Origin of the sequence: Paucilactobacillus kaifaensis (assembly GCF_005405145.1) — a bacterium.
GTDB lineage: Bacteria > Bacillota > Bacilli > Lactobacillales > Lactobacillaceae > Paucilactobacillus > Paucilactobacillus kaifaensis.
Genome location: NZ_BJDM01000014.1, coordinates 1 through 11,185 on the forward strand (window position 1 = coordinate 1; position 11,185 = coordinate 11,185).

Genomic DNA, 11,185 nt, shown 5'->3' on the forward strand with positions numbered 1-11,185 from the left:
AAACCCGAAGGTTTAAGGACCCTACACATTTGATTTGTCGAAACTTTGTTCAGTTTTCAAAGGTCTACTTTGTTGCCTATATCTCCTAAGCGACAACGTTATTAATAATAACAAGTTACCGTTTAAATGTCAACATCTTTTTTTTAGATATTTATTATCGATGAAGACTAGCAATACGTTTGTAGCAACGAGATATAACTATACAGAACGAATCAAAAAACGTCAAGCAAAATACTAAACTTTTTTCAAAAAAAGAACGAATGCCCGTGTAATAGCATTCGTTCCGCATAAAGTTATGTTAGTTTTCAATATTAACTAAGAAATACTTCTTTTTTCCGCGCCTAACAATCACAAATTTACCATCAAAATGGTCGGTTGGATTAATTTCTGCCTCTACATCAGTAACCTTTTCTCCATTAATCCGAATAGCACCATTTTTAACATCTTCGCGTGCTTGTCGTCGTGATGGTTCTATTTTTGTATCATCAACCAACCATAAAACAATATTTTTAGTGTCACCACTAGTATGTGCTGATGGCATATTTTTGAAGCCTTGCTCGATTTCAGCCACACTCAAGCTAGCAACATCGCCAGAAAATAACGCCTGTGTGATGTGTTCTGCTTCAGTTACCGCTTGTTTGCCATGGACAAATTGAGTTACTTCTTGTGCAAGTCGTCTTTGAGCCATTCTCTTTTCTGGATGATTAACTACTTCTTGCTCTAACTCGCTAATTTCATTTTCACTAAGAAAAGTAAAATACTTTAAATATTTGATAACATCACGATCATCTTGGTTAATCCAAAGCTGATAAAATTCATATGGCGTTGTCTTTTCGGGGTCTAACCACACAGCTCCGCCAGCAGTCTTCCCAAATTTTGTTCCATCCGCTTTCAACATTAATGGGATTGTGAGTGCATGAGCTCTGGCATCGGCTCCTTCAATTTTATGAATTAAATCAATTCCGGCTGTGATATTCCCCCATTGATCTGCACCACCAACTTGTAATTGAACATCTTCATGTTGGAATAAATGCAGATAATCGACAGATTGAAGGATTTGATACGTAAATTCAGTAAACGAAATTCCAACTTCCAAACGCGAAGCTACAACCTCTTTGTTCAACATTGTATTCACATTAAATAACTTGCCGTAATCACGTAAAAAATCGAGTAATGATAGTTTTGACAACCAATCGTAGTTGTCAACAATGCGAAAATTATCCGTTCCAAATAGTTTTTCCATTTGAGCGGTCAATGCTTCTTTATTATGTTGTACTTGGTCCATCGTCTGAAGCACACGTTCAGAATTCTTACCAGATGGATCACCAATCGCTCCGGTCCCTCCACCAATTACAATTACCGGATGATGTCCTTGCAATTGAAACCTCTTTAGCATCATAAATGGAATTAAATGACCAATGTGTAAACTATCACCAGTTGGATCGACTCCACAATATAACCCAATTTTCTTTTCATCAGTTAATTTACGTAAGTCCGTTTCATCAGTAGTTTGATTAACTGCTCCACGCCACTTTAATTCATCGACAATATTCATTTCATTCCTCCTGATTTTTCGAGTCAAAAAAATCCCCGATTTCTAATTGAAATCAGGGACGAATTTTCCGCGGTACCACCTTGAATTGAAAATAATTAATTATTTTCCGCTCTCCGTTGATAACGCAACGACTCGTTCTAATGACAAGCTCCATAATTGTAATTCAAAACTAGTCTATGTCTGCCTTACAGCCCCGGCAGATTTCTGCATGTCCGAACTAGTTTCTACTATATTATTTCAACGCCTATTAATTGGCTTAAATTTTAGAGGAAGTGCTGTAAAAAGTCAACGTTATTATTTAAAGCAGCTAAGCTAAATCTTGTTGTCTTTCTGTTAGTGTCCGAATATGCTTTTTGCCAATTACTACCCGGCCATTGAATTCTGGAATTCGCATTAAAGACTTTCGATCCTGGTTACAAACGGTATTCATATCAAGTTCAATTAGATATGTATTTTCATACTCCTTAACCACCTGCCCTTGAAATCCGCGTTTAATCATCGGGCACTGATTACAAGTTACTTGGAACCGATCGTATTTGCATTCGTTTTCTAACCACATAGTAATTCACCTCGTATATTTTTTTGCTTATGATGTCCATAAGTGAATATTAAATTATAAATTTGTTCAAATTGTGAATTTTTTTGGTTAAAAATAATAATTATTATAAGCTTTGGTCTATACATGGTGATTTAGCGCCGGTGGCAAACTAAGTTAGTTGCACATTTTATGACAATATCTATAATTAAATCAGTTCTATCTATTTCATTTATCGATTGATATGTTAGTCTTGGTTTTTATAAAGGAGCGTTAAATATGAAAATTGGCATTATTGGTGCCACCGGAATGAGTGGTCAAAAAATTTATTCTGAAGCAAAGGCGCGTCAACACGAAGTCACTGCAATTGTGCGAAGCCAACCTAAAGCACTACAAGTATTAGGTTCAGATGCTAAGTTACTTGTTAAGGATGCCTTCGATTTAACTAGAGCAGACTTAATTGACTTTGATGTCGTTATCGATGCTTTTAGCGTTCCGATAGGTAAACAACTAGGCTACTTGCACTTGGATATGGCAGCGTATCTTATCCACTTACTACGGGAAACTGACAATCCCCGAGTAATATTTATTTTGGGTGCTGCAAGCTTATTAGATGATCAAGATAAACCGTATTTAGACAGTTTTAAGTCCACTCCCGGTGCTGATGCATGGATCGACACTCCTGCAACTCAAGCTCACGAGTTGCAGCTATTACGGACTGTTACAAATGTAAATTGGACAGGTATTTCTCCATCATTAAATTATGTTGATGGCCCAAAAACTAACTATATGCGCGGTGAAAATCATGTTCTGTTTAATGACGAACATAAATCAGAGGTAAATAGCGGTACTTTGGCAGCTGCTTTATTAGATGAACTTGAATCCCCCAAAGTCAAACGAGCACGTTTCACCGTTCGTAACGCCAATTAAAAATTAAGGTCGTATTTAACAGTAAAATTGATTACACTATTATTAAGCTAAAAATATAACTTAATGAGGTGGGCATATTTATGTATCAAAACAAGATTTATCTCGCAAGTCCGTTCTTTTCAGATCAACAAAAAGAAAGAATTAAGATTGTTATGCAGGCGCTGAAGCAAAATAAAACCGTTGATGCCGATGGTATTTACAATCCACAAGAACACCAAGAAGAGTCATTACCATTCGCGTCACACGAATGGCAAGATTCAGTTTTTGCAACTGACATGCGTCAAGTCAAACGTGCTGATGTCGTTGTTGGCATTTTGGACTACAAGTATGAAGAACAGAATCTAGAGCCTGATGCCGGTACTATTTTTGAAATTGGTGCAGCTTGGGCTTGGCATATTCCTGTTGTAATGGTTCAATTCAAACCAGAAAATGAACTGAATCTGATGCTAGCTCGGTCACATACAGCGATGTTTACAGGTGACAAAATTAAAACTGGTTTAGAAGATTATAATTTCAATACTCTTCCTACTAAGTGGACAGATATGAAGGTATTTTAAAGTAGCTCCCGTTTTTCCATCAATAAAAAAATCCCGCTTGATAATTAACAATTATCAAGCGGGATTTTTTTATTCAATACTTATTTATTTTTCGTCAGCATCTGATTAATTTTCATTATTCTGTTTGTCATCCGATTCGTCGACAGTTGCGTTTGTTTCCCGACGATACACTTCAGGTAAAGTTGACTGAACTAACTTCTCTTCTGGCAAAAAAGTCTTCGCAAACGTTTCATCAATATCTACATTAGTCTTATTCATTTCATAATATATTGGTGCCGCAATGAAAAGTATTGGTAGATAGGCCCAAAAACCTAAAATCATAATAATTGGCGCTACGTAAATAATTGCTGGGATCCATGTGTAAATACCATAATATGTGATTCCACCCCAAATCGCGAACCACAGAAGCAATGGCACAATAATCACAATCATCAGCCAAATATAATTCCACTTACGGCCGCCCATGAAACGACGACTAGCAGTAATCGCATATCGCATTGACTGACCTAAAAATTTAGGTTGTTGTTCCCGGTACAAGAATAGTGCTTGAGAATACTCAACGCCCTTCCAAAGCATAAGTACTACTGCAATTAAACGAACAATTATTCCGACAAATTCGAGGTTGCCACTAAAAAATCCAGCAATAATATCAGGAACGATTTGCCATAGGAACATAAACAAACCAATCCAAAGCCATAGTCTAATCAACTGTAACTTTTTAAGTTGCTTAAAGCCACGATACATCGTGCCTAAACCAACTTGAACATCATCGTTTCTAGCAACATCCTGAAAATTAAATGTAATCGCCGTATATACATATCGCACACACAGTGCTACCGCAATATAAACAATTACGGCTGCAACCAAGATTAAAACTTGCATTAACAATGAACTACTAGTAGTCATACCATACATCATCATCATCACGCTATATACTATCATTCTAAATGCCCAAAAGCATAAATACATTGCAGCAGCCAAAGCAACAACTGAAATAATAAACACACCCAACAGCGCTCCTAATGACTGTGCGTAACGCCCCTTTAGGCGATCCTTAATTTCACCAATAAACTGCTTGGCTGAAAAGTTTTTCTTATTTTCCATAATTCCACCCATCTGAAATCAACCATTGATTTCTCTTTTACTTAGTTGGTTTGCCAAACCACAATAGACGAATTGTATCACAAATTATATTTATCTGACGGGTTAAAGTCGATAATTCAATAATTTCTTATGGTTTAGTCATAATAACTTCAATAATCGGATTTGATTTTTAACTTCATTAAATTTTATTTAGGCAAAAATAGTTGCACTTTCATCTATTCTGTAATACTATGTAGTGGTACTTAATAATACAAAGTAGTGGAGGAAATTATGCGGATATCTACTGAACTATTAAAAGGCGTGCTGGAAGGTATCATCTTGCAACGCATCGACGCAGGCATCAACTATGGCTACGAAATTACTAAAAATCTCCGTGATTTTGGGTTTGAGGATCTCGCCGAGGGAACTGTCTACACGATTCTAGTACGACTTGAAAAAAATGAATTGGTGGATGTTGAAAAAAGAAAATCTGAGATGGGTCCGATGCGTAAGTTCTACCAACTTAATCAAGCTGGTAAAGAGCGCCTAAATTTATTTTGGCAACACTGGGATTTTCTAATTAATAAAATGACAGAGCTAAGAAAGGAAAACTAAAAATGCTTAATAAATTCAAACAATTAAAAGCAAGTAAAAAAGAATACCGAGAGTACAAACAGCGAGTAGAACAATTACCAGAAGAATTTAAGACTCCTATGAAAGCACTAGAGCACTACTTATACAACTATGCTAAAGGCGACGGCATTATGAAAATAATCTATTCAATCTTAGATATGTTTGAAATGGCCGTTGAAAACCATCAAGGTATCCATGACGTTGTTGGTGAAGATATCGCCGACTTTGCGGACAACTTACTTCGTGAATATCCAGAGGAAACATGGGTTAATAGTCAACGAGATAAGTTGCGTAAATCAATTAAATAGAAAGTTAGGAGTTGCTTTTGATGGAGAATAAAATTGTAGTTAATGGTGTTAATAAAAGTTTTAAGAATCATCATGTTCTAGCTGGAGTTGACTTAACAGTTTCGTCTGGCAGTATTTATGCATTATTGGGTGCTAATGGATCTGGTAAAAGTACGCTTTTAAAAATCATCACCGGTCTACATGATATGGATACAGGTGAAGTTACGGTTAATGGTCTTGAGCTAACCCGTAATCTACGCCAGATTAGGCAAACATTTAGTTTAAACTCACAAACTTCTACTACTGACGGCGTCTTAACTGGCTTCGAAAATTTGCAGCTCATTGCTAAGCTGCGTCATTTGCCCGATCCAACTAAAGTTGCAGATGATTTGTTAAATCAGTTTGATCTTACAGATGCGCGTGACCGACGAGTGGCAGCCTACTCGGGTGGTATGCAACGTCGACTAGATATTGCGATGAGTTTGGTTGGTGAACCAGAAATTTTATTTTTAGACGAGCCAACTACGGGACTTGATCCAAAAAGCCGTAACGATCTATGGGAGGTCATTTTAGATCTTAAACGTCGTGGCAAAACAATCTTTTTAACAACCCAGTATTTAGAAGAGGCCGACCAATTAGCAGATCAAATCGGATTTCTGCAAAATGGCCATATTGTCGCCACTGGTACTCCTAGCGAAATGAAAAAATTAGGTGGCCATTCACGCCTGCAACTAATCTTACCAAATACCGATGCAATTGAATCTGCTGTTAAATTACTGTCAGACTTTGATATTTCAGAGCAAGAAGATGGTAGTTTGATGGTTAATTTAGACGCCGGCGTCAGCACATCATTGAAAGTATTGACTCTTCTTTCTACTCATAACATTCCATTGAGTAGCTTCCAAGTACTTGCACCTACGTTGGATGATACATTTATGCAGTTAATTAAGGGGGCCTAGCCATGAACTATATTAAAGATACCATTACTCTATCAGGACGATTAATCAAACATAATTTACGAAGTCTAGACACCATTATTACGGTTGTGGCTATGCCCGTCATGATTTTATTAGGAATGGTTTATTTATTTGGTGGCTCAATGCAAATTGATGGGTTACCCCATAGCCAATACGTCAGTTATATTTTACCTGGAATTTTGCTAATCACAATTGCTACTGGCTCAGCCTATACCGCTTTACGAATCAACATCGATAAAACTAATGGTATGTTCGACCGTTTCCGGTCAATGCCCATCTCAAAATCAGCAGTTTTAAGCGGGCACGTACTATCATCCGTCATCTTCATGCTAACCTCAACGGCGATTGTGCTCGGTGTTGGATTTCTGATCGGCTTTAGAACTGATGCATCCCCATTAGAATGGGTATTGATTCTATTATTAATAATTGGGTTTGCTATCATGGTCACTTGGCTATCGGTACCATTTGCACTAGCAGCTAAAAGTATTGATGGTGCCAGTTCGTTTTCTTATTTAATTTTGGCACTACTATTCGTTAGTTCGGCGTTTGCACCCACCGATAATATGCCAACGGCTCTGGCATCATTTGCAAAACATCAACCTATGACCAATGTCATCAGTACCATCCGCGATTTATTTGCTTCCAATAATGTTGGCAACGACGGTTGGCTATCAATCATCTGGCTAGTGGGAATTACATTAATTAGCTGGTGGCTAGGAACTCGTATATATAATAAGGTTTAAACTTCTAAATAATCAAAAAGAGAAAATTATGACATGTGTCGTAATTTTCTCTTTTAATTTACCGAGATACCACCATCTACATTAATAACTTGGCCAGTAATAAATTCATTTTGCATCAAAAATAAATAGGCACTTGCGACTTCTGCCGGTCTAGAAACCCGACGAAGTCGGATTTGTGCAACCATTCCCGCTTCATTTTGGTTTAAGTCGTGCTGATCGAGATCACGCCACAACCCTGTCGGTGTCCATGTTGGTGCAACTGCATTTACGCGAATTTGGGAGGCTACTTCAACTGCTAACCCAGCAACCATTGTTGCAATTGCTTGATTACCAATGATTGCACCAGAAGCGTCATAAGGATGACCACCAGTACCACCAGTGAAAATTAAACTTCCACCCTCAGCTAGCCGAGGAATCACAGTTTGCGAAATCTCTAAATTTACAAAAAATTTTTGTTCAATAGCTGCACGAATTATTGTTACCGATGAGTTCAAAAAGCCACCACCCATCGCTCCTCCTAACATTGAAATAACATGATCAAATTTATTAGTTTGACTTAACCATGTCTTTAATGATCCTTGGTTACTGGCATCAAATAAAGCTCCCGTAACGTTTGATGCAACAGCTCTTAATTCTTTCAAGGCTTCCTTTAATCTCACTTCATTGCCGACCCACAATGGTCACGTTGGCGCCTGCTTGTAACGCCTGCAGGCTAACCTGTTTACCAAAGCCAGAAGTCCCACCGATTACAAGTATTCTTTTATCTGTTAATTTACTGTTCATTTCATCAACTCTCTTTATTTATTCCTATTGATAAAGTTATTGGCCGCTGCTAACATATCTGCTGTTTGTTGGTTTAATAATGGTGGCAGTTTATCAAACGGAAAGAATTCAACACTAAGTGTTTCATCTGTTTCATGTTGTAGGAACTGTCCGCCCACCTGCTCAACTAAAAATAATCCTGAAATAGTCTGTGTAATGTCACCATTAGGATAGTGCACTTCACCAACATCAAATATATCAATTCTGGCCTTGATAGCAACCTCGACCCCACTATCTTCTTTATACTCACGTACGCACGCCTGTGCATAGGTTTCACCATACTCAAGGTAGCCTCCTGGAAGGCTCCAGTTATGCGTGTCCACTCGTTCATTTAACAATACTTCGCCGGCATCATTCAATAAAATTCCGGCAGCTGTATTTAAAATTATTGGCCTGTGGCCCACTAATTTGCGTATTTCATGAACATAGTCTGCCATCTGCATTACCCCCGATTAACTTCTTTGATAAGGTTATTTTACACCAATAAAAAAGATTCAGCGGTGACTTTGTAATCAACCGACTGAATCTTTTTTTATTAAACAGCACTAAATTCATGTTTCTCTAATCGATAAGCATTATCACACGCTTGAGCAACTGCTGATTCATGCGTCACAATAATAACGCATTTTCCTTGTTCGTGGGCAATTTGCTGAAATAAATCAATCACTTCAGTAGTATTATCCTCGTCTAAGTTACCAGTGGGTTCATCCGCTACCACTAGATTTGCATCGCAAACCATTGTCCGCGCAATTGCCACTCGTTGTTGTTGACCACCAGAAAGCTGTTGAACATTGGTCTTCATTTGACTATCTGTCAATCCTAATTTAGCTAGCATTTGTTGTGCATATTCTTTATCACCGGCATGCCGTGATTCAGTCACCGACATTGCAGTTAATAAATTATTCAACGGTGACATGTAAGTAAACAGATTATATGACTGAAAAACAATTGAAACGTCTTTTTTTCGATAATTAGTTAATCCAATTTTGTTGATATCCTTACCATCAAGTTCAATTGAACCAGCCTTTGGCTTATCCAACCCTGCTATTAATGAAAGAAAAGTTGTTTTCCCGGAGCCACTTTGACCGACAATTGCGTATGATTGGCCTGCTTCAAATTCTAAATTAACGTTTTCGAATAAACTATTCTTTTTTTGATCGTACCAGTAGCTTAGGTCTTTTGTTTTTAACATGTGCGGGGCCTCCTTTTTTATCCTTTATTGTTGAAACGTGCTGCACAATCCAATCTCCTATCGTGTAAGGCGGAAATATCAATGACTTAAAATTCAAAGCCATTGATATTTTTACCTTACACCACGGAGATTAACCGGCTTGCTACGCACTCTATTTTGAAACGTGTTCGACAAGGTAGATGTCTGGGCTAAGCCAATTATGACAATTAATAAATCAAAGCCCAATTCATTAATTATCATAATCAACTTAGCCTACGACATCTTAACACCTTGTCTCGCACTCTAATCTATTAGCACCTTCTTTGGTTGCAATCTTAAAATTCCACCCGATGCAATCATCGTTGATAGGAACATAATTGCCAGACCAAAGCCTCCTAGTTCGACCATATTTAGCACACTCACATTAACGTTTAAGTCTGTTTGTTGTGAACTAGCACCTGAAGTTCCGGCACTACTTGGTCCACCGCCTCCTTGAACCGCCGAACCCGAGCCACTAGGTCCGCCTGGCTTACCACTCATTTGGACACTTTTATCTCCCGGAGCAGAAATTGTTGCTGCAGATGATGCTGATTGTTGGCTCACTAGTTGATCACCTAGCCTATCACCGACAGATTTACCACCAATCCCAGCAATGCCAATCGCTACAATCAAGACAATTACCATTTCAGCGAAAAACTGACCAATGATTTTCCAACGTGACTCGCCTAGGGAAAGTAGCACACCGATCTCATGTCTGCGTTCACGAATCATCAAGATTACAATTAACGCCAAGATAATAGTTCCTGCAATTGCAACCAACCACACAATCTTATCTGCAAATGATTTTACGTTATTCATTGCCGATTTAACTGTTTGATAACTACTATCATTAGTAGCCAATGTGTATTTAGAATTATTAATTACTTGGTTACCAGCCTTTTTAACACTGCTTACCTTTGACGGTGCAGATACGTTAAACGTTACTGAATCAGCGGTATTAGCATATTTACTTCCCTTAACTGTGTTAGCAAACGTATATGAGGTATAAATTGTGTTTGCCGGGTCAGTTGCACCTGGTCCTTGTTGTATCGTGCTGCTTGAAGAGGTCTTATAGATTCCTACAACTTTTAGCGAATATGTTTTTGATCCCGATGTTGATTTAACTTTAATCGTATCACCAACACTAATATTATCTTGTTTTGCTAATTCTGACTCAATCACCGTGTTGTTAGTGTTCTTATCAGCACTAGTTAACCCGCGTCCTTTGGTAATCTTGTTGGTTTCATCTTCAAAGCTTGATACTTGGCTCGTATTAGTTACTCCAGTGACCGCAATATCACCACTACTGCTTGATTGTCCTCCCGGTCCTGCTGAACCCGTAGAAGTTGAAATTGCATCAAAACTCTTTGCATTCACCGAAGTTGTTGCTGTGACATTATAACTAGCAACATTTTTTAAACTAGCAATTTTTTTTGCATCGCTCAATTTAATTGGTGTTGTCGTTAGTTTAGGCTTCGAACTGGAACTCTTTTTCATTTTTTTGAAGGCCGTCTCACGGTTAGCCGACAAAGTTAATGTTGCCCCCACACTTTTCTTTGCATTAGTTGTTGCTGTATCCGCTGCACTATGGATTAACATCCCTGCCAATACGAATAACATAATTGCTGATGTCACTAGTATTAATAATACTGAACGTCCTTTTTTGGCGGTCAAACTCAACCACGCTCGTTTTAAAAAATTCATATTGACCCTCCTTCTCAATTTTTTAATTAACAATGAGAGTACTTTAACCAAAAATAATGACCAAATTATGAAATTAATAAGGAAGTTTAACGGACTTCATAGTAATGTTTTATGCGCCATTTTAGCAATTATTAAATTCACATCAATTC

General features: G+C 37.8%; 12 protein-coding genes, 1 pseudogene and 1 other annotated feature. Of the genes and pseudogenes, 6 read left to right on the top strand and 7 right to left on the bottom strand.

The window, feature by feature from the left end:
• Positions 1–298: 298 nt before the first annotated feature.
• Both tyrS and FFM51_RS06510 read right to left on the bottom strand, forming a co-directional pair.
• Complete coding sequence (gene tyrS / locus FFM51_RS06505; protein WP_137597832.1) at positions 299–1,555, bottom strand: tyrosine--tRNA ligase; 1,257 nt, start codon at positions 1,553–1,555, stop codon at positions 299–301.
• Positions 1,556–1,606: 51 nt separating this feature from the next.
• Positions 1,607–1,805 (bottom strand) — a binding site (T-box leader).
• A gap of 57 nt (positions 1,806–1,862) precedes the next feature.
• Entirely contained in the window at positions 1,863–2,114 is a 252-nt protein-coding gene (locus FFM51_RS06510; protein WP_137597833.1) for a hypothetical protein, read from the bottom strand.
• Between the two features lie 255 nt (positions 2,115–2,369).
• Between FFM51_RS06510 and FFM51_RS06515 the strand changes: the two genes are divergently transcribed.
• Positions 2,370–3,020 (top strand): NAD(P)-dependent oxidoreductase, encoded by a 651-nt coding sequence (locus FFM51_RS06515; protein WP_137597834.1) that lies wholly within the window; start codon positions 2,370–2,372, stop codon positions 3,018–3,020.
• A gap of 80 nt (positions 3,021–3,100) precedes the next feature.
• Positions 3,101–3,577 carry a nucleoside 2-deoxyribosyltransferase gene (locus FFM51_RS06520; protein ID WP_137597835.1) on the top strand — a complete coding sequence of 159 codons (477 nt, stop codon included), beginning with the start codon at positions 3,101–3,103 and terminating at the stop codon, positions 3,575–3,577.
• Positions 3,578–3,682: 105 nt separating this feature from the next.
• On the opposite strand, the gene FFM51_RS06525 is transcribed toward FFM51_RS06520, so the two are convergent.
• A complete protein-coding gene (locus FFM51_RS06525; RefSeq protein WP_137597836.1) occupies positions 3,683–4,681 on the bottom strand; it encodes a hypothetical protein in 999 nt (332 codons plus the stop codon).
• Positions 4,682–4,951: 270 nt separating this feature from the next.
• On the opposite strand from FFM51_RS06525, the gene FFM51_RS06530 reads away from it, so the two are divergent.
• Genes FFM51_RS06530 through FFM51_RS06545 form a run of 4 tightly spaced genes read left to right on the top strand, consistent with a single transcriptional unit; the run spans position 4,952 to position 7,300 of the window.
• Entirely contained in the window at positions 4,952–5,275 is a 324-nt protein-coding gene (locus FFM51_RS06530) for a PadR family transcriptional regulator (protein ID WP_137597837.1), read from the top strand.
• 2 nt (positions 5,276–5,277) lie between these two features.
• The gene (locus tag FFM51_RS06535) at positions 5,278–5,601 is read left to right on the top strand and encodes a DUF1048 domain-containing protein (RefSeq protein WP_137597838.1); all 324 of its coding nucleotides are present in this window, start codon (positions 5,278–5,280) and stop codon (positions 5,599–5,601) included.
• A 20-nt stretch (positions 5,602–5,621) separates the two neighbouring features.
• A complete protein-coding gene (locus tag FFM51_RS06540) occupies positions 5,622–6,539 on the top strand; it encodes an ABC transporter ATP-binding protein (RefSeq protein ID WP_137597839.1) in 918 nt (305 codons plus the stop codon).
• A 2-nt stretch (positions 6,540–6,541) separates the two neighbouring features.
• Positions 6,542–7,300: an ABC transporter permease gene (locus tag FFM51_RS06545; RefSeq protein WP_137597840.1), complete on the top strand. Its 759-nt coding sequence runs from the start codon at positions 6,542–6,544 to the stop codon at positions 7,298–7,300.
• Positions 7,301–7,353: 53 nt separating this feature from the next.
• On the opposite strand, the pseudogene FFM51_RS06550 reads toward FFM51_RS06545, so the two are convergent.
• The 4 genes and pseudogenes from FFM51_RS06550 to FFM51_RS06565 form a co-directional block, all read right to left on the bottom strand.
• Positions 7,354–8,083: pseudogene (locus FFM51_RS06550) on the bottom strand (SDR family oxidoreductase).
• Between the two features lie 14 nt (positions 8,084–8,097).
• The gene (locus FFM51_RS06555) at positions 8,098–8,559 is read right to left on the bottom strand and encodes an NUDIX hydrolase (RefSeq protein WP_137597841.1); all 462 of its coding nucleotides are present in this window, start codon (positions 8,557–8,559) and stop codon (positions 8,098–8,100) included.
• A 98-nt stretch (positions 8,560–8,657) separates the two neighbouring features.
• Positions 8,658–9,314 carry an ABC transporter ATP-binding protein gene (locus tag FFM51_RS06560; protein WP_137597842.1) on the bottom strand — a complete coding sequence of 219 codons (657 nt, stop codon included), beginning with the start codon at positions 9,312–9,314 and terminating at the stop codon, positions 8,658–8,660.
• Between the two features lie 282 nt (positions 9,315–9,596).
• On the bottom strand, positions 9,597–11,036 hold the full coding sequence (locus tag FFM51_RS06565; protein ID WP_137597843.1) for an ABC transporter permease: 1,440 nt from the start codon (positions 11,034–11,036) through the stop codon (positions 9,597–9,599).
• Positions 11,037–11,185 lie beyond the last annotated feature (149 nt).

Coding starts and splice junctions, on each gene's coding strand:
- FFM51_RS06525 (WP_137597836.1), bottom strand. CDS start 4,681: ATGGAAAATAAGAAAAACTTTTCAGCCAAGCAGTTTATTGGTGAAATT.
- FFM51_RS06520 (WP_137597835.1), top strand. CDS start 3,101: ATGTATCAAAACAAGATTTATCTCGCAAGTCCGTTCTTTTCAGATCAA.
- FFM51_RS06555 (WP_137597841.1), bottom strand. CDS start 8,559: ATGGCAGACTATGTTCATGAAATACGCAAATTAGTGGGCCACAGGCCA.
- FFM51_RS06565 (WP_137597843.1), bottom strand. CDS start 11,036: ATGAATTTTTTAAAACGAGCGTGGTTGAGTTTGACCGCCAAAAAAGGA.
- FFM51_RS06510 (WP_137597833.1), bottom strand. CDS start 2,114: ATGTGGTTAGAAAACGAATGCAAATACGATCGGTTCCAAGTAACTTGT.
- FFM51_RS06530 (WP_137597837.1), top strand. CDS start 4,952: ATGCGGATATCTACTGAACTATTAAAAGGCGTGCTGGAAGGTATCATC.
- FFM51_RS06560 (WP_137597842.1), bottom strand. CDS start 9,314: ATGTTAAAAACAAAAGACCTAAGCTACTGGTACGATCAAAAAAAGAAT.
- FFM51_RS06515 (WP_137597834.1), top strand. CDS start 2,370: ATGAAAATTGGCATTATTGGTGCCACCGGAATGAGTGGTCAAAAAATT.
- FFM51_RS06535 (WP_137597838.1), top strand. CDS start 5,278: ATGCTTAATAAATTCAAACAATTAAAAGCAAGTAAAAAAGAATACCGA.
- FFM51_RS06545 (WP_137597840.1), top strand. CDS start 6,542: ATGAACTATATTAAAGATACCATTACTCTATCAGGACGATTAATCAAA.
- tyrS (WP_137597832.1), bottom strand. CDS start 1,555: ATGAATATTGTCGATGAATTAAAGTGGCGTGGAGCAGTTAATCAAACT.
- FFM51_RS06540 (WP_137597839.1), top strand. CDS start 5,622: ATGGAGAATAAAATTGTAGTTAATGGTGTTAATAAAAGTTTTAAGAAT.